This is a genomic window from Nocardia sp. CA-128927 (genome assembly GCF_050955855.1).
GTDB lineage: Bacteria > Actinomycetota > Actinomycetes > Mycobacteriales > Mycobacteriaceae > Nocardia.
Map to the genome: position 1 here is coordinate 2305724 of NZ_CP192087.1, position 20684 is coordinate 2326407.

The following is a 20684-nucleotide window of genomic DNA, read 5'->3' on the forward strand; positions in this document are numbered from 1 at the left end:
TTCATGAGATCTCGAACCTTTCGAGGAAGCGAATACCTGGCAACTACTCCGCAATTCACGCTGTCGAACAATCCATAGTCCGCCCAGCCAAGAAATCTCAGGAACGGTGCGGCGCATGCCCTGCACGGAGACGTTAGGACTGGAAGCGGCGCATTCCAAGCTGATGTTCCACCCCACGGAACATCCGCTGATATCTCATATTTTTGCGGCGTGTTGCGGCGTGTTCTCGACGCTGGATTCGGTAAACGGGTGCATTGGATGGAAGACGACTGGTTGGTCGGTCTGCTGGATGCTCGGTGGGCGTTCGCGTTCGAGATGATCCTCGAAACAACGCGTGTAATTGACAAACCCTGATCGGTGTTCCGCAGGGCGGAACATTGTCTGGACGACTGCGAGCTGATGTCCGTAAGGTTTGATGTCCTGCCGCTGCTATCGCTGCGGCAACTAGGTGCCGAATGAGCGGGTGTCGATGATGTCGGCGAATTCGACGACTATTCGCCTCAGGGCTGATGAAATTCCGTTGCGCTGCCGCGAGGTGTCCGAGCCTGTGCTACGAGAGGTGGTTGGGTTACGTTGAGTAACTTGGATATGAGCGGTGCCGACGATCGCGCGGTAGCGATCGTCGGACTGTCGTGCCGGCTGCCTCACGCATCGAATCCGGAGGCCTTTTGGCGGTTACTCCGAGATGGGCAGCATGCGATCACCGAGACTCCGGCTGACCGGTGGGAGTCGGAGCCGGCCCTGGATGAGGGGATGTCGTCGCACGAACGGCTCGCCACTCGGCTGGGTGGCTTCCTCGACAGCATCGACATATTCGATGCCGGTTTCTTCGGGATCTCGCCGCGTGAGGCCAACGCGATGGACCCGCAGCAACGGTTGATGCTGGAACTGAGCTGGGAGGCGCTCGAGGATGCCGGTCTCGTTCCCAGTGCGCTCCGCGGTAGCCCGACCGGAGTGTTCGTTGGTGCGATCTGGGATGACTATGCCTCCCTGCTGTATGAGCGCGATCGCGAGGCAATCTCTCAGCACAGCATGACTGGTGTACAGCGCGGCATCATTGCCAACCGTGTCTCCTACACTCTGGGTTTACGCGGGCCCAGCATGACTGTGGACGCGGCACAGGCATCGTCGCTGGTCGCGGTCCACTTGGCCAGTGAGAGCATCCGGACCGGCGAATCCACTGTTGCTGTTGCCGGTGGGATCAATGTGAACATTCTCGCCCAGAGCACTCTTGTCGCGGCCCGGTTCGGGGGGTTGTCTCCGGATGGCCGGTGCTTCACCTTCGACGCACGGGCCAATGGCTATGTCCGCGGCGAGGGCGGTGGAGTCGTCGTGCTCAAATTGCTGTCGCAGGCGCTGGACGACGGTGACCGGGTATACTGCGTGCTCCGGGGTAGCGCGGTGAACAATGATGGTGCTACGGCAGGCTTGACTGTGCCCAGTCGTCTTGCACAGCAGGAAGTTCTGCGTCGGTCCTACCAGCGAGCCGGCGTGGCGCCTGGCGAGGTTCAGTACGTGGAGTTGCATGGCACCGGGACCAAGATCGGTGACCCGATCGAAGCCGCCGCTCTGGGGGCCGCACTCGGGTCGAATCGGCCGGTCGAGGATCCGTTGCTGGTCGGCTCGGCCAAGACCAACGTAGGCCACCTCGAGGGTGCCGCGGGTATCGTCGGCCTGCTCAAAACCGCCTTGAGCATCGATCACCGACTGCTTCCCGCGAGCTTGAACTTCGAGACCCCCAACCCCGAGATCGCGTTCGAGGAGTTGAACCTGCGGGTCTTGACCGCGCCGGGGCCGTGGCCACACGCCGACCGGCCACTGGTCGCGGGGGTGTCCTCATTCGGTATGGGCGGCACGAACTGCCATGTGGTGCTGACCGACGCGCCCCAATCATATCGCCCGCAACAAACTCGCCCGGACTCGGCATCCGTGGATACTGTTGTGCCGTGGCTGCTTTCGGGTAAAAGCGATTCGGCGTTGCGAGCTCAGGCGCGGCGGTTATCGGCGTACATCGATGAATATCCCGAGCTCCGTCCGGTGGATGTGGGTCTGTCGTTGGTAACTACGCGTTCTGTGTTTGATTGTCGTGCGGTGGTTTTGGGGCGCGATCGCGCCGATTTCGTACAGGGACTCGAGGCTGTGGCTGCCGGAGAATCGGCGCCGAACATTGTTCAACGGGCCAGCTCTGAGGGTGTGGGCAAGACAGCGTTTGTGTTTCCGGGGCAGGGTTCGCAGTGGGTGGGGATGGGTCGGGAGTTGCTGGAGTCTTGCCCGGTATTCGGGGTGGAGTTCGATCGCGTGTGTGCGGAGTTGGATCGGTGGTTGAGCCGAGACGAGTCGTGGGGTGTGGGTGTCGGGTATTCGGTGCGGGATGTGGTGTTCGGGCAGGAGGGGACACCCGCGGGTTTGCTCGATCAGACAGTGTTCACCCAGGCCGGGGTTTTCGCGGTCGAGGTCGGGTTGTATCGGGTGTTGGAGTCACTCGGTGTTGTGCCGGATTTTCTGGTGGGGCATTCGATCGGGGAGATCGCGGCGGCACATGTAGCGGGCGTTCTATCGCTGCAGGATGCATGCGTGTTGTTGGCGGCGCGGGGCCGGTTGATGCGGGAGTTGCCGGCGGGAGGTGCGATGGCCGCGTTGGGGGTGTCGGCGGAGCGGGTGTTGCCGTTGCTGGTGGGTTATGCGGATCAGGTGGGTGTGGCGGCGGTGAACACCCCGGGCTCGGTGGTGGTTTCCGGTGCCGGTGACGTTGTTGCTGATATTGCGGCGCGGGTCGCGGAGACTGGTGCGCGAACCAAAGCGTTGACCGTGTCGCACGCGTTTCATTCGCCGTTGATGGAGCCGATGCTGGACCGATTCCAGGACGTTCTGGCGGGGTTGACGTTTCACGCTCCAGCGATTCCGATCGTGTCGACAGTGACCGGTGAGCTCGCCACCGCAGCGCAGTTGTGCACACCAGGCTATTGGATGGATCACGCACGCCGGACGGTGCGATTCGCTGATGCGATCGCCTGGCTGGCAGGGCATGAGGCGACGGTCTTCCTGGAAACCGGCCCTGGCGGCGCATTGACCACCGCGGTCTCGGAGTGTTGGTTGGAGAATCCGAACACACCCGAGCGGGAGCCAGCGGTGGTTCCGGTGTTACGGCGCGATCGGCACGAGGCGGTGTCGTTGTCGACCGCAGTAGCCGAGGTGTTCGTGGCTGGTGTGGATGTTGATTGGGCCGCAATGTTTGCTGGTACGGGCGCACGACGGGTGCAACTACCTACCTACGCATTCCAGGGCCAGCGGTTCTGGTTGGGCAGTGGCACTGGTGGTGTGTCCTCGGCGAGGTCGGGGGCAGTGGATCATCCGTTGTTGGGTGTGGGGGTGCAGTTGGTCGACGGTCCCGGCACCGTATCGACGGGCAGAACGTCGTTGGTGCAGCGGCTCGTCCGGATGCCGGAGGCCGAGCGGTATCGGATGGTGCTCGAGTTGGTGCGTACGGAAGCGGCTGTGACACTGGGATATTCCAGTGCTGAGGCGGTGGGTGCGGACAGGACGTTCAAGGACATCGGCTTTGATTCGCTGACCGCTGTGGAGCTTCGCAATCGGATAAGTACTGCTACCGACCTGCGGTTGTCCTCGACTGTGACTTTTGATTATCCGACCCCGAAGGCTTTGAGCAACCATGTGGTGGTCGAGCTGGTGGGGGCGGCCATGGATGTTGTTTCGACCGAGCCCATCGTTGCGGTGCTGGATGAGCCGATCGCGATTATCGGTATGTCGTGTCGCTATCCCGGTGGTGTTGACTCACCGGAACGGTTGTGGGACCTCGTCTGCAGTGGGGCCGACGCGGTCGGTGAGTTCCCTACTGATCGTGGTTGGGATGTCGAGGGGCTCGACGACCCGAATCCCGACCGGTCAGGGACATCCACCACTCGGCACGGCGGATTCCTTTACGACGCCGCCGAATTCGATGCGGAGTTCTTCGGGATCAGCCCGCGCGAGGCATTGGCAATGGATCCGCAGCAGCGGTTGCTGCTGGAAACCGCTTGGGAGGCTTTGGAGCGGGCAGGTGTGGATCTGGTGTCGATGCGGGGCAGCAAGACCGGCGTATTCACGGGTTTCATGCCGCAGGATTACGGACCGCGCCTGTATGCGGAAACCCACGACAGCGGTGGCTACTTACTGACCGGCACTACCGGCAGTGTCTTATCCGGCCGGATCGCATACACGTTGGGCTTAGAAGGGCCTGCGATCAGTGTGGATACCGCGTGTTCATCGTCGTTGGTGGCATTACACATGGCGGTGAGTGCATTGCGTACGGGTGAGTGCGACATGGCACTGGCCGGTGGTGTGACAGTGATGTCGACGCCGGGGCTGTTCGTCGAGTTCTCGCGCCAGGGAGGGCTCTCCAAAGATGGCCGGTGTAAATCCTTCGGTGCCGGGGCAGACGGCACCGGGTGGTCTGAAGGTGTCGGCCTGTTGGCAGTGGAGCGGCTGTCCGATGCTCGGCGTCATGGGCACGAAGTGCTGGCGGTAGTGCGGGGTTCCGCGGTGAATCAGGATGGTGCGTCGAATGGTTTGACGGCGCCGAATGGTCCCTCGCAAGAGCGAGTGATTCGTGCCGCGTTGCTGAACGCCGGCCTGGCCGCGACTGCTGTGGATGTAGTGGAGGCGCATGGGACAGGAACTCGGTTGGGTGATCCGATTGAGGCGCAAGCAATTTCGGCAACCTATGGTCGCGACCGACCGGAAGGTGAGCCGTTGTGGTTGGGGTCGGTGAAGTCGAATATCGGTCATACAATCGCGGCGGCGGGCGTCGCGGGTGTGATTAAGATGGTGCAGGCGATACGTCATGGCGTGTTGCCGGCGACGTTGCATGTCGATGAGCCGACATCGCATGTGGACTGGTCTTCCGGTCGAGTCCGGTTGTTGACCGAGTCGCGGCCGTGGCCGGTGACGGAGCATCCGCGTCGGGCTGCGGTGTCCTCGTTTGGTATTTCGGGGACCAATGCCCACCTCATTGTGGAGCAAGCACCACCGGAACCGGATGTTTCCGGCCGGATTCCCTTCGGTGAAGATGCCGATGACAGTGGTGCTGGTGCTGGACTGAATGCTGTTGTGCCGTGGATTGTGTCGGGTAACTCCGAAGAGGCGTTGCGGGCCCAGGCGCAGCGTTTGCGGTCTCATGCCGATGCCGATGCCGATGCCGATGCCGATGCCGATGCCAGGTTGGGTGTGGCCGATGTGGGTTTGTCGTTGGTGTCGACGCGTTCGAGGTTTGATCATCGTGCGGTGATTCTGGGGCGGGATCGTGCCGATTTCCTGCGGGGTTTGGAGGCGGTGGCTGGTGGTGAGCCGGCATCGGATGTGGTGGAGGGCGTGGCTTCGCGGGAGCCGGGCAAGGTGGTGTTTGTGTTTCCGGGGCAGGGTTCGCAGTGGGTGGGGATGGGCCGGGAGTTGCTGGATTCTTCGCCGGTATTCGCTGAACAGATGAATGCGTGTGCGGTTGCTCTAGAGGAGTTGGTGGAGTGGTCGTTGATGGATGTGGTGTGTGGTGTGGGGGGTGCGGCGTCGTTGGATCGGGTGGATGTGGTGCAGCCGGTGTTGTTCGCGATGATGGTGTCGCTGGCCGCGGTGTGGCGCTCTTACGGGGTGGAACCTGATGCGGTAGTGGGGCATTCGCAGGGTGAGGTCGCCGCGGCGTGTGTGGCGGGGGTGTTGTCGCTGCAAGACGCGGCGCGGGTGGTGGTGGTGCGTAGTCGGTTGGTGGGTGAGGTGCTGGCGGGTGCGGGTGGGATGGCGTCGGTGGCGTTGCCGGTGGATGTGGTGGAGCCGCGGTTGAGTAGGTGGGGTGGTCGTGTGGTGGTCGCGGCGGTGAATGGTCGGTCGTCGGTGGTGGTTTCGGGTGAGCCTGATGCGTTGGACGAACTGGTGAGCGTGTGTGAAGCCGAAGGGGTTCGGGCGAAACGGATTCCGGTGAACTATGCGGCGCATTCGGTGGCGGTGGAGTCGCTTCGGGATCGGTTACTGCTCGAGTTATCGGGGATCACCGCGCGGGCGGTAGAGATCCCGTTCTATTCTGGAGTTACTGGTGGATGTATGGATACGGCCGGGTTGGACGGGGACTACTGGTTCCGGAATCTGCGTGCGACTGTGCGGTTCGAGGAAAGTATTCGCAGCCTTGCCGAGCAGGGTCATGGTGTGTTCATCGAGGTGAGTCCGCATCCGGTGTTGGCGGCCGATATTCAGGACACGATCGGTGATACCGCGACCGCGGTGGGATCGTTGCGACGCGGTGACGGCGGTTTATACCGGTTCATGACCGAAGTCGCGCATGCGTATGTGTTTGGGGTACAGGTTGATTGGGAGCAGGTGTTCGCTGGTACGGGGGCGCGGCGAGTCGAGCTACCGACATACGCGTTCCAACGCCAACGCTTTTGGTTGGACAGCGGCAGCACCGGTGACGTGACCGCGGCGGGGCTGGGTTCGGTGCATCATCCGTTGCTGGGCGCGGCGGTGCAGTTGGCCGACGGTGGTGGCACCGTATTGACAGGGAGATTATCGCTCGCGTCGCATCCATGGCTGGCTGATCATGTGGTGTCGGGCCGAGTGTTGTTGCCGGGCACCGCGTTTGTGGAATTGGCTTTGCGCGCCGGTGACGAGGTCGGCTGCGCTGTGGTGGACGAGTTGACGTTGGAGGCGCCGCTGATTCTGCCCGCCGCGGGGGCGGTGCACATTCAGGTTGTGGTGGGCGATGCCGATGAGTCGGGGCATCGAGCGTTCACTGTGCACTCCCGGTTGGTCGATTGCGCGGCGGACAATCCGTGGACCCGGCATGCCAGCGGGGTCCTTGCGATGGCCATCGAGTCGGCGGTGGCCGGGTTCGACCTCATCGAGTGGCCGCCCGCTGGTGCGACGCAGATCCCCATCGACGGTGCGTATGACCAGCTGGCACACGGTGGCTACGAGTATGGGCCAGCTTTTCAGGGGCTGCGGGCAGCGTGGCGACGTGGCGAGGAACTCTTCGCTGAGGTCTGCCTGCCCGATGAACTCGACATGGTCGCGGGAGACCTCGGTCTGCACCCGGTTTTGCTGGACGCGGCATTGCATGTGGTGGTGATGCGGGCGAGTACGGGGGTGGCGGGGACGCTGATCCCGTTCGCATGGTCGGGAGTGTCTTTGCACGCGGTAGGTGCAACGATGTTGCGGGTGCGGGTCGCTCCGGCCAGCGGGGACGCGGTGTCGCTGCAGGCTTGTGATGGCGCGGGCGCGCCCGTGGTCTCTGTCGAGTCACTGGTGTTGCGGCCGCTCTCGGACGAGGGACTCGATTCGGTCGGCGCCGGTGACCACGAATCGTTGTATCAGGTGGACTGGACCGACCTGCTGAACCTGCCCGAACCGGCGCCAGCAGCGGCACATTGGGTGGTGCTGGGGCAGTCCGACCTGGCCGCGGCATTGTCGGTGACCGATGCCGTGGTGCAGTCCCGCGCGGATCTGGCCGCGATTTTTACGGCAGAGGGCACCCCCGATACGGTGCTGGTCGAATGCCACGCACTTGGCTGGGCACCGGGCGATGTCGCGGCGGCGGTGCACCGCGTACTCGAGTTGACACAGGAGTGGTTGGCGCAGAAGCGGTTCGCTTCGTCTCGACTGGTCTTCCTGACTCGTGGCGCGGTGAGCACCGAGCATGGTGAGGATGTCACCGATCCGGCGTGTGCGGCGGTCTGGGGGTTGGTGCGTTCGGCGCAGACCGAGCACCCAGGTCAGTTCGTCCTGGCGGATCTCGAGGACGCGGGGTCGGTTGCCGTGTTGCCGAGGGCGTTGGCTACGGACGAACCCCAGCTTGCGCTACGCGCTGGGACAGCGCGGGTTCCCCGGCTGACGCGTGCCGTGCGCGAAGCGGGGGTGACGCTGCCCACCGATCCGCTCGGGTGGCGAATCGGCCCCGGCGGCCAGGGAGCATTCGACTCACTTGTCGTTGTCGATACCGATGCGGCGGCGCCGCTGCTTGAAGGACACATCCGGGTATCGGTGCGCGCGGCGGGCATGAACTTCCAGGATGTGGTGATCACGTTGGGCATGGTGCCCGGCCGTCGAGTCATCGGTATCGAGGGCGCGGGTGTGGTGTTGGAGGTCGGGCCCGGTGTGCACCGACTGCGAGCCGGCGATCGGGTGATGGGTATGTTCGCGGGTGCGTTCAGTCCGGTCGCGGTGACCGATCAGCGGATGCTGGTGCGGATCCCTGTCGGTTGGTCGTTCGTCACGGCGGCGTCGGTGCCTGTGGTGTTCCTGACTGCCTACCATGGGCTGCGCGAGTTGGCTGATCTGCGCGCTGGTGAGTCGTTGTTGGTACACGCGGCCGCGGGTGGGGTCGGTATGGCCGCGATTCAGCTGGCCGAGCATTGGGGTGCGCAGGTATTCGCCACCGCGAGCCCACCCAAATGGGAGACGGTACGAGGACTCGGTATCGATGGAGAGCACATCGCCTCCTCGCGTGATCTGGACTTCGAACAGCGATTCCTCGATGCCACCGGTGGGCGGGGTATGGATGTGGTGTTGGACTCGCTCGCGGGGAAGTTCGTGGATGCCTCCCTGCGTCTGCTGCCGCGGGGTGGCCGTTTCGTCGAGATGGGCAAGACCGATATCCGTGACGCCGACATGATCGCCACACACTATGACGGTGTCCGCTACCAGGCGTTCGATCTGCTGACGGTAGATCCGGACCGGATCCAGGACATGTTGCGAGCGTTGCTGGATCTCTTCGATCGTGGTGCGCTCCGTCCGCTACCTGTCCGGACGTGGGATCTGCGGCACGCGCCGGAGGCAATGCGTTATCTGGGTGAAGCGCGTCATGTGGGCAAGGTTGTACTGACTGTGCCTCGGTTGCTGGATCCGGTGGGCACGGTGTTGGTCACCGGCGCGACGGGCACGTTGGGCAAGTTGGTTGTTGAACATCTGGTCACCGAGTGGAGCATGCGACATTTCTTGCTGGTCAGCCGTAGTGGGCCGGATGCGCCGGGCTCGGGTGAGTTGATCGCCGCGTTGACCGAGCTGGGGGCCCAAGTCCGGATCGAGGCCTGCGATGTGGCCGACCGTCATGCTTTGACGAGGCTGTTGAGCACTGTTGCGGTGGAGCATCCGCTGACCGCGGTGGTGCATGCGGCGGGTGTGCTCGACGACGGCCCGATCGAGTCGTTGACCCCGCAGCAAGTCGATCGAGTATTGCGCGCGAAGGTCGACGGGGCGGTCAATCTTCACGAATTGACGTGTACGGCCGATCTGGCCGCGTTCGTATTGTTCTCCTCGATCGCCGCGACGTTAGGGACCGCGGGACAAGGTAACTACGCCGCGGCCAACGCATTCCTCGACGGTCTGGCGCAGCACCGTCGGACAGCAGGGTTGCCGGCCACCTCGCTGGCTTGGGGACTGTGGGCCGAAGGGTCCGCCATGACCGAGCACATGACCGCCATGGATCTGAAACGGTTCGCCATGGCCGGTGTGATGCCGCTGACCACCGAGCAGGGTTTAGCTCTGTTCGACGAGGCATTACGAGCCGGCGAGGCGGCAGTGGTAGCCGCCCAGCTGGATCTGCCCGGGCTGCGTATTCGAGCGGGCTCGCAGCCAGTGCCCCCGCTGCTACGTGGGTTGTCGCGGCGGGCACCGGCCCGGCGGTCGGTCGCTCACGGTCGTGGTGGACGTTCGTTGTCGCTGGTGCAGCGGCTTGTCGGGATGTCGCAGGTCGAGCGGGAGCGGGTGGTGCTCGAGTTGGTACGTGCGGAAGCTGCTGTGACGTTGGGGCATTCGAGTGTTGAGGCGGTGGGTGCGGATCGGGTGTTCAAGGAGATCGGGTTCGATTCGCTGACTGCTGTGGAGTTTCGTAATCGGTTGAGTACTGCGGTGGGGTTGCGTTTGCCATCGACTTTGATTTTCGATTATCCGACTCCGGCGGTTCTGGGTAGCTACTTAGTGGTCGAGCTTGTTGGGGCGGATGCTGGTGTTATTTCGACGGCTCCCGCGGTTGTTGCGGTGATGGATGAGCCGATCGCGATTATCGGTATGTCGTGCCGGTACCCGGGTGGTATTGATTCGCCGGAGCGGTTGTGGGAGTTGGTTTCCACTGGAGTGGATGCGATCGGGAAGTTCCCTTCGGATCGTGGTTGGGATCTCGAGGGCCTCTACGACCCTGATCCCGACCAGTCGGGAAAGACTTATGCGCTGGGCGGCGGATTTCTGCACGACGCCGCCGAGTTCGACGCGGATTTCTTCGGGATCAGTCCGCGTGAGACCTTGGCGATGGATCCGCAGCAGCGGTTGCTGCTGGAGGCGGCTTGGGAGGTGCTGGAACGGGCGGGTGTGGATCCGGTGTTGTTGCGGGGCAGCAAAACCGGCGTGTTCGCGGGGGTGATACCCCAGGACTACGGACCACGCCTGCACGATCCGAACCAAGGCACTGACGGCTACCTCATGACCGGTCGCACGACCAGCGTCGTGGCAGGACGGCTCGCATACACATTCGGGTTGGAAGGGCCCGCGGTGAGTGTGGATACGGCGTGTTCGTCATCATTGGTGGCATTGCACTTGGCGTGTACGTCGTTGCGATCGGGTGAATGTGACATGGCATTGACCGGCGGTGTGACGGTGATGGCCGATCCCTTCGTGTTGCTTGAACTGAGTCGTCAGCGTGCGTTGTCGGGGGATGGTCGGTGTAAGGCGTTTGCTGGGGCTGCGGATGGTTTCGGTATCGCTGAGGGTGTGGGTGTTGTGGTGTTGGAGCGGTTGTCGGATGCGGTTCGTCTTGGGCATGAGGTGTTGGCGGTGGTGCGGGGTTCGGCGGTGAATCAGGATGGTGCGTCGAATGGTTTGACGGCGCCGAATGGTCCGTCGCAGGAGCGGGTGATTCGGGCGGCGTTGGCGAATGCGCGGTTGTTGGCTGCTGATGTGGATGTGGTGGAGGCTCATGGGACGGGGACGAAGTTGGGTGATCCGATCGAGGCGCAAGCGATTTTGGCGACTTATGGTCAGGATCGGCGGGTTGGGGGTGAGCCGGTGTGGTTGGGGTCGGTGAAGTCGAATATTGGTCATACGCAGGCGGCGGCGGGTGTTGCGGGTGTGATCAAGATGGTGCAGGCGATACGTCATGGGGTGTTGCCGGCGACGTTGCATGTGGATGAGCCGACGTCGCATGTGGATTGGTCTTCGGGTGGGGTGGGGTTGTTGACCGAGTCGCGGTCGTGGCCGGTGACGGGTCATCCGCGTCGGGCTGCGGTGTCCTCGTTCGGGATTTCGGGGACCAACGCGCACCTGATTTTGGAGCAGGCGCCCCCTGTCATGGATGGCTCCGGTATCGATGACTCCGACGGAGATGACCGCAGTGATCGTGGCGATGTTGTGGTGCCGTGGGTTGTTTCGGGCAAGTCCGCAGAAGCGTTGCAGGCTCAGGCGCGGCGGTTGTCCGCCCATATCGACCAGCATCGCGGACTGCGCCCGGCCGATGTCGGTTTGTCGTTGGTGTCGACGCGTTCGGTGTTCGATCATCGTGCGGTGATTCTGGGGCGGGATCGTGCCGATTTCCTGCGGGGTTTGGAGGCGGTGGCTGGTGGTGAGCCGGCATCGGATGTGGTGGAGGGGGTGGCTTCCCGGGAGCCGGGCAAGGTGGTGTTTGTGTTTCCGGGGCAGGGTTCGCAGTGGGTGGGGATGGGCCGGGAGTTGTGGGACACCGAACCGGTATTCGCCGAGCGGATGCGCGAGTGTGCGCAAGTGCTGGATGAGTTGGTGGAGTGGTCGTTGGTCGATGTGGTGTGTGGTGTGGGGGGTGCGGCGTCGTTGGATCGGGTGGATGTGGTGCAGCCGGTGTTGTTCGCGATGATGGTGTCGCTGGCCGCGGTGTGGCGCTCTTACGGGGTGGAACCTGATGCGGTAGTGGGGCATTCGCAGGGTGAGGTCGCCGCGGCGTGTGTGGCGGGGGTGTTGTCGCTGCAAGACGCGGCGCGGGTGGTGGTGGTGCGTAGTCGGTTGGTGGGTGAGGTGCTGGCGGGTGCGGGTGGGATGGCGTCGGTGGCGTTGCCGGTGGATGTGGTGGAGCCGCGGTTGAGTAGGTGGGGTGGTCGTGTGGTGGTCGCGGCGGTGAATGGTCGGTCGTCGGTGGTGGTTTCGGGTGAGCCTGATGCGTTGGACGAGTGGGTGGGCGTGTGTGAAGCCGAAGGGGTTCGGGCGAAACGGATTCCGGTGAACTATGCGGCGCATTCGGTGGCGGTGGAATCGCTTCGGGATCGGTTACTGATCGAGTTATCGGGGATCACCGCGCGGGCGGTAGAGATCCCGTTCTATTCTGGAGTTACTGGTGGATGTGTAGATACGGCCGGGTTGGACGGGGACTACTGGTTCCGGAATCTGCGTGACACTGTGCAGTTCGAGGAAAGTATTCGCAGCCTTGCCGAGCAGGGTCATGGTGTGTTCATCGAGGTGAGTCCGCATCCGGTGTTGGCGGCCGATATTCAGGACACGATCGGTGATACCGCGACCGCGGTGGGATCGTTGCGTCGCGGTGACGGTGGCATCCGCCGGTTCATGACCGAGATGGCGCAGGTATTCGTGCGTGGCATACCGGTCGACTGGAAACGCAGGTTCACCGGTATCGCAGCACGGCGGGTCGAGCTACCGACGTATGCCTTCCAACACCAACACTTTTGGTCGGACAGCAGCAGCGCCGGTGATATGTCCACGGCGGGGTCGAGTTCGGCGGATCGTCGAATGCTGGGCGCGATGGTGCAGTTGGCCGACGGTCACGGCACCGTATGGACAGGGAGATTGTCGCTCGGGTCACAGCCGTGGCTGGCGGACCACACGGTGGCAGGCATCGTCGTACTGCCCGGTGCGGCTCTGGTGGAACTCGCGCTCCGGGCAGGCAGCCAGCTCGGGTGTGACGTATTGGAGGAACTCACCATCTACACCCCTGTCACTGTGGCGCCGGATGGCGAGGTGGTGCTGCAACTGCGCATCGAATCGGCAGATGAATCCGGACGGCGAGCGCTGACGGTACACACCTGCCCCTCGCCTGCCGTTGCCGGTTCGGACAGTGTCTGGACGAGCCATGCCACAGGTGTCCTGATACTCGGCGCAGCAGAGCTTCTCCACAACGGTCCCGCGTCGACTGAGCAGATGTGGCCGCCGGCGGATGCTACCCCGGTGGATACCGACGATCTCTACGAGCGTTTCATTGCATCCGGAATCGGCTACGGTCCCGCCTTTCTAGGAATTCGAGCCGCCTGGTCGCAGGGCGACGAGATATTCACCGACGTGGTTTTGCCGGCAGAGGTGCACGCCGATGGTGAGCAGTTCGGCATGCACCCGGCATTGCTGGACGCCGCGTTCCAGGCTGCGTTGGCCTTCGAGTTCGATGGTCGACATGGTCGGGATGGGAGCCACCCCTGGATGCCGTTCACTTTCTCCGGCGTGCGCCTGCACACCGCCGGTGCCTCAGCCTTGCGGGTGCGGGCAGCCCGAACCGGGCCCAGCTCGGCACTCGTACAGCTGACCGACGATGCCGGCGCTCCGGTCGCTTCCGTCGACTCCGTGGTCCTTCGACCGATTACCGCCGACGGCTTCAAGCAGGCCTATTCCACCGCCCATCAATGGCTGTTCCAACTGAACTGGATTCCCTTGCGCGGCGCGACGGCTTCGGCAACGGAAATCCATTGGGCCGTCCTGGGCGACACTGCCGCGACCTCGGGTATTCCGCTTGACACCCTCGGCGTCGGTACCCACACCTATCTGGACCTGGCGGCACTTCGGGCCGAAACCCGTACCGTCGGCGCGACGACAACAACCGCTACGTTGCTGCCCTGTCGGCCACAGCAGCACGATGAGAGTCCGGAAACCGTTGCCGCGGCGACGCATATCGCTACCGGGCAAGTCCTGCGGTTCATCCAAGAGTGGCTCGCCGACCCCGAGTTGAGTTCGTCGCCGCTGGTCGTGCTCACCTTCGGTGCCGTCACCGCGGCACCCGGGGACGCCGCCATCGATGTAGTCCACGCGCCGCTGTGGGGACTGATCAGGTCGGCCCAGGAAGAGCACCCTGGGCACATCATCATTGTCGACCTGGACGATCACTCATCGTCGTGGGAGGCGCTGTCCGCCGGTGTGGCCGACTCTCTAGCCGCCGACGAAACCCAATTGACCATTCGTCATGGCAGCGTCTACGTTCCTCGGCTGGCCCGAGTGGCGGCAACAGACCCTGTCGCTTCTGCACGCGGCGATGATCCGGCGGGCACGGTGCTGATCACCGGAGGCACCGGAACCTTGGGCCGGATTCTGGCCCGGCACTTGGTTACTGAGCACGGCATGCGGAACATAATCCTTGCCAGCAGACGCGGCCCAGATGCCGAAGGCATCGCAGACGTCCAAGTCGAGCTCGATCGGCAAGGCGCTGAGATCCGGGTGGTCGCCTGCGACGCCGCGGATCGCGAGGCCTTGGCGCAACTGCTCGACTCCATACCGGCCGATCACCCACTTACTACCGTCATCCACGTTGCGACGACACTCGACGACGTCCCGGTGGCGACCCTGAGCGCCGATAGCCTTGAACGGGTACTGCGGCCGAAAGTCGATGCCGCACTGAATTTGCACCACCTCACGCGGCATCTCCCGCTCACCGAGTTCATCCTTTTCTCGTCTATTCAGGGCATTCTCGGGGGCCGCAGCCGAGCGAACTACGCTGCGGCCAACACGTTCCTCGATGCCTTGGCCGAGCATCGTCGCACCCACGGATTGCCTGCCGTTTCCGTGGCGTGGGGATGGTGGGCACCGCGCAGCGGCTCGGAGGGCAGACTGACAACGAACGAACTGGAGCATACGATTCGCTACCTCGAGCCCCTTGCGGCTGGCGAGGGCATGGAATTGTTCGATATCGCTCGGCGCAGTGGGCAACCGGTGGTCGTGGCGGCCCGACTCAGCCGCACCCCCCTCCAGGAAACGGCCGGTGCCGTGCCCACACCGATGCGCGCCCTGCTCAGAGCCCGCGCCCACGTCCGCAAGCCTCCAGAAAAAGGCGCGGCCTCGTGGGTGGAGGCGCTGACGCGCCTTTCTGAACATGAACAATATGAGCGCCTTGTCAAACTGGTGCGGACAACGGTCGCCGCCATCTTGAGGCTGCCCGCGGAGGCGGTTCCGGTAGATCGTGCATTTCTGGAAATCGGCCTCGACAGCTTGATGGCCGTGGAGCTTCGGAAGAGGCTCACTGCGGATACTGGATTGCGGCTGCCCGCGACCATTGCCTTCGACCATCCCACTGCGGACCGCCTCGCTCGACACCTGCACGCGGAACTCGCTCCCAACGTCCGAAAAAAGGAAGAGAGCGGAGTTCAGGACGAGGCGTCGATCCGGCGAGCCTTGGCGACCATTCCGCTGAGCCGACTGCGGGCTGCCGGACTGACGAACCAACTGATGGAACTCGCCGGGCAAGATCATGATCACCGGCCTCCCGGTCACCTTCACGATCAAATCGACGCGCTGGGTGTCGCGGGTTTGGTGGAAATGGCTGTGGGCTCTCACAAATCGCAAGAGGGGGATCAAATCTCATGACGGTGCCGTATGACGACGTCGTGAACGCGCTGCGACTCTCATTGCAGGAAACCGCCCGTCTTCGCGAGGAGCATGAACAGCTCTCCTCGGCAATCAACGACCCCATCGCGATACTGGGAATCGGCTGTAGATTTCCTGGAAAAATAAGATCGCCGGAAAATCTGTGGAATCTCGTTGCCGACGGCCGGGATGCCATTGGTGATTTCCCTGGAAATCGTGGCTGGAACATCGACGAGCTCTATGATCCAGATCCAGCCCAGGCGGGAAAAATATATGTGCGGCAAGGCGGTTTCTGTGACGATGCCGCCGAATTCGATGCGGCGTTTTTCGGCATCAGCCCACGTGAGGCGCTGGCGATGGACCCCCAGCAGCGGTTGCTACTCGAAGTGGCATGGGAGGCAATCGAGCACGCGGGTATCGACGCGTTATCGCTGAGTGGCAGTAAGGCAGGGACATTTTTCGGATTTTCCGGCGAGGAGTTTCGCGATGTGATTCCCGTCGCCCCACCTGAGCTCGAGGCGAATATTCTTTTCGGCGGTATGAGCTGTGTGGCATCGGGGCGGGTCGCATACACCTTCGGCTTCGAAGGCCCTGCCATCAGCGTGGACACCGCCTGTTCCTCGTCACTGGTTTCCATACACCTGGCATGCCAGTCTCTGCGCACCGGCGAATGCACCCTCGCACTGGCCGGCGGGGTCACCCTGCGCACGGCCACCACCATGTTCACGACGTTCGCCCGCCAGCGAGGTCTGTCGCCGGATGGTCGGTGTAAGGCGTTTGCGGCGGGGGCGGATGGGATGGGTGTGGCTGAGGGTGTGGGTGTTGTGGTGTTGGAGCGGTTGTCGGATGCGGTTCGTCTTGGGCATGAGGTGTTGGCGGTGGTGCGGGGTTCGGCGGTGAATCAGGATGGTGCGTCGAATGGTTTGACGGCGCCGAATGGTCCGTCGCAGGAGCGGGTGATTCGGGCGGCGTTGGCGAATGCGCGGTTGTTGGCTGCTGATGTGGATGTGGTGGAGGCTCATGGGACGGGGACGAAGTTGGGTGATCCGATCGAGGCGCAAGCGATTTTGGCGACTTATGGTCAGGATCGGCGGGTTGGGGGTGAGCCGGTGTGGTTGGGGTCGGTGAAGTCGAATATTGGTCATACGCAGGCGGCGGCGGGTGTTGCGGGTGTGATCAAGATGGTGCAGGCGATACGTCATGGGGTGTTGCCGGCGACGTTGCATGTGGATGAGCCGACGTCGCATGTGGATTGGTCTTCGGGTGGGGTGGGGTTGTTGACCGAGTCGCGGTCGTGGCCGGTGACGGGTCATCCGCGTCGGGCTGCGGTGTCCTCGTTCGGGATTTCGGGGACCAACGCGCACCTGATTTTGGAGCAGGCGCCCCCTGTCATGGATGGCTCCGGTATCGATGACTCCGACGGAGATGACCGCAGTGATCGTGGCGATGTTGTGGTGCCGTGGGTTGTTTCGGGCAAGTCCGCAGAAGCGTTGCAGGCTCAGGCGCGGCGGTTGTCCGCCCATATCGACCAGCATCGCGGACTGCGCCCGGCCGATGTGGGTTTGTCGTTGGTGTCGACGCGTTCGGTGTTTGATCATCGTGCGGTGATTCTGGGGCGGGATCGTGCCGATTTCCTGCGGGGGCTCGAGGCGGTGGCTGGCGGGGAGCCGGCACCGGATGTGGTGGAGGGCGTGGCTTCGCGGGAGCCGGGCAAGGTGGTGTTTGTGTTTCCGGGGCAGGGTTCGCAGTGGGTGGGGATGGGCCGGGAGTTGCTGGATTCTTCGCCGGTATTCGCGTCTGAGTTCGACCGTGTGTGCTCGGAGTTGGACCGATGGTTGAGTCGAGATGAATCGTGGGGCGCGGGTGTGGAGTATTCGGTGCGGGATGTGATGTTCGCGCAGGTGGGGACACCGGCAGCGGGTTTGTTGGATCAAACGGTGTTCACGCAGGCGGGAGTATTTGCGGTCGAGGTCGGGTTGTATCGGGTGTTGTGGTCGCTGGGTATCGTGCCGGATTTTTTGGTGGGGCATTCGATCGGGGAGATCGCTGCGGCGTATGTGGCGGACGTGGTGTCTTTGCGGGATGCGTGTGTGTTGTTGGTAGCGCGGGCTCGGTTGATGCAGGGTTTGCCCGCGGGAGGCGCGATGGCTGCTCTTGGTGTGTCTGCGGAGCAGGTGCTGCCGTTGCTAGCTGGTTATGCGAATCTGGTGGGTGTTGCCGCGGTGAACACACCAGGCTCGGTGGTGATTTCCGGTGATGGTGATGTCGTCGCTGATATTGCCGCACAGGTCGGGGGACAGGGTGCGCGGACAAAGGTGTTGACGGTGTCGCATGCGTTTCATTCGCCGTTGATGGAGCCGATGTTGGGCCGGTTCCGGGAAGTGCTGGCAGGGTTGGAGTTTCATGCTCCGACGATTCCGATCGTGTCGACGGTGACCGGTGAGCTAGCCGCTGCGGCGGATTTGTGTGCGCCGGAATACTGGGTGGATCACGCACGCCGGACTGTGCGTTTCGCGGATTCCATCGTGTGGCTGGCTTCGCGCGAGGCTACGTGCTTCTTGGAAACCGGTCCTGGCGGGGCGTTGAGTACCGCGATCACCGAGACCTGGCTAGCGGATCCGAACACACCCGAGCGTGAGCCCCGGGTGATTCCCCTGCTGCGCCGCGACCAGCCCGAGATGCGGTCGCTGCTGGCCGCGGCGGCCGAAGCCCATGTCCATGGCGTCGGCGTCGACTGGGCCACGACGTTCACCGGTTCCGGCGCGCGACGGGTGGAGCTACCCACCTATGCCTTCCAACACCAACACTATTGGCTCGAATCGGCTCTCACCGATTCGAGTGCCGCTGTCTCTGATGTCGCTGAGGTGAGGTTCTGGGAGAGCGTGGAGCGGGAAGAGATCGAGTCGCTGGAAGCGACGTTGAGGGTAGGAAGGCAGCAGTCGCTGGATGAGGTGCTGCCTGCACTGGCATCGTGGCGTCGACGTTGTCGCGATCGGTCGACTGTCGATTCGCTGTTCTATCGAGATAGTTGGAAATCGCTGTCCGACAGCCGATTCAGGTCTCTATCGGGAATCTGGCTGATTGTGGTCCCTGCCGTTCACGCCGAACACGCATGGGTCACCGGAGCCGCTGCGGCGCTGGCGACACATGGTGCCGAGGTGGTGCGCCTGGTCGTCGAGGAAGCCGATGTCGATCGTGCTGAGTTTGCCGAGCGGGTGCGGAATGCATTGGGAGACAAGACCGGACCGAGCGGTGTGCTGTCATTGCTGGCGCTGGATGAACGCCGGCACCCGAGGAATTCGGCCACCCCCCGTGGCTATGCGCTGACCTTGGCTTTGCTGCAAGGGTTCATCGACGCGGGTGTCGATGCCCGCTTGTGGTGCGCGACGCGCGGTGCGGTCTCGGTGAGCCGATCGGACGTCCCGAGCAGTCCCGTGCAGGCATTGTTGTGGGGGCTGGGTAGAGTCGCCGCGCTGGAGCAGCCGCACCGATGGGGCGGGCTGATCGATCTACCCGATGGCGTGGACGAGTCTGCACAGACACGGCTGGTGAACGTGTTGGCCGGGACCGGCAACGAAGACCAAGTGGCGGTGCGTAAATCGGAAATGTTCGGTCGCCGTTTGGTACATGCCCCGGCGAGGAAGTTGCCCGATGCGGGTCAGTGGCGACCGTGGCGTTCGGTGTTGATCACCGGGGGCACCGGGACTTTGGGCGCGCACGTCGCTCGTTGGTTGGCCCGCAACGGTTCTGAGCACCTCGTGTTGATCAGCCGTAGCGGGCCGCGGGCGCCGGGTGCCGCCGAACTGACGGCTGAGCTGACTGAGCTGGGAGTCAGGGTCAGAGTGGCAGCGTGTGACGTCGCTGATCGGGTGGCCCTCGCGGAGTTGATCGCTGAGGTGTCGCCGTTGAACGCCATCGTCCATACTGCCGCGATAGTGGACGGCGGTGCGGTCGACTCGTTGACCACCGAGCAGGTCGATCGCGTGTTGCGGGTGAAGGTACATGGCGCACGGAATCTGCACGAGCTGACTCGTGACATGGATCTGTCTGGATTCGTGATGTTCTCCTCGATATCAGGCACCGTCGGCACAACCGGTCAAGGCAACTACGCACCGGGAAACGTCTATCTGGATGCGTTGGCGCAGTGGCGTCGGGCATCGGGCTTGGCGGCGACGTCGGTGGCCTGGGGACTGTGGGCAGGTGCCGGCATAGGCGATGACAAAGTTCGCGATACGGCGCGCCGTCATGGGGTGCTGGCGATAGAGCCGGAATTGATGACCATGGCACTGCAGCAGGCCCTCGAACAAGACGAGACCTGCGTGACCGTGGCCGGAATCGAATGGGAACGATTCTTCGCCGCCTTCACCGGAATGCGGCCGAGCCCACTACTCGCTGATCTACCCGAGGTCGGGAGATTCGAGCGTTCAGCGGCCGGCCCCACCGGGATCGCTTCGGATCGACCGGACCTGGCGGCGCGTCTGGCCGACCTCAGCGCGGTCGAGCGGGAGCAGGCGCTGCTGCATCTGGTGTGCACTGAGGTGGCGAGGGTGTTGGGCTACCCCGCATCCCAGCGCATCGACACCGAGCAGGACTACAAGAGCCTGGGACTCGACTCGGTAACGGCTGTGGAACTACGGAACCGGTTAACCGCGGCCGTCGGGTTGTCGCTGTCCGCAACTCTGGTGTTCGACTACCCCACGATCACTACGTTGGCCCACCACCTGCTGGGCAAGGTGACGGGCGGCCAGGCGCAGACGGCTCCGATGTCGAACGAGTTGGACCGCTTGGAGGCAATACTGGCCGGCACCGATCCGGCGGCGCTGAGCCGGATCACCTCAGACGAGCAGGCCCGTACGCAAGTCACCGCGCGGCTGCGCGCGTTGCTCGCGAAGTGGACCGAGGTCAACCTTGCCGCGAGCACGAGCCGCACGGAGATCAGTACGGCCGACAGACTTGAAGCCGCGTCGGACGACGAGGTATTCGCATTCTTCGAAAGGTTCGGGATCTCATGAAATATACGCGATTCCTACGCGACCACCGCTGCCTGGTTCGGAGCGATATTGGAGAGTGTTCACGAGCGTGTGCTGGAAATCGAGTCGTGGCATCTCCAGATGTCG

2 protein-coding genes are annotated in these 20684 nt (G+C 63.4%); both read left to right on the forward strand.

Annotation, left to right across the window (positions count from 1 at the left end; genetic code table 11):
- Nucleotides 1-588: 588 nt before the first annotated feature.
- Nucleotides 589-15567 (forward strand): SDR family NAD(P)-dependent oxidoreductase, encoded by a 14979-nt coding sequence (locus ACQPW1_RS11100; protein ID WP_433665204.1) that lies wholly within the window; start codon nt 589-591, stop codon nt 15565-15567.
- Nucleotides 15564-20579 carry a type I polyketide synthase gene (locus ACQPW1_RS11105; protein ID WP_433662635.1) on the forward strand — a complete coding sequence of 1672 codons (5016 nt, stop codon included), beginning with the start codon at nt 15564-15566 and terminating at the stop codon, nt 20577-20579. Before ACQPW1_RS11100 ends, ACQPW1_RS11105 begins: the two co-directional genes overlap by 4 nt.
- Nucleotides 20580-20684 lie beyond the last annotated feature (105 nt).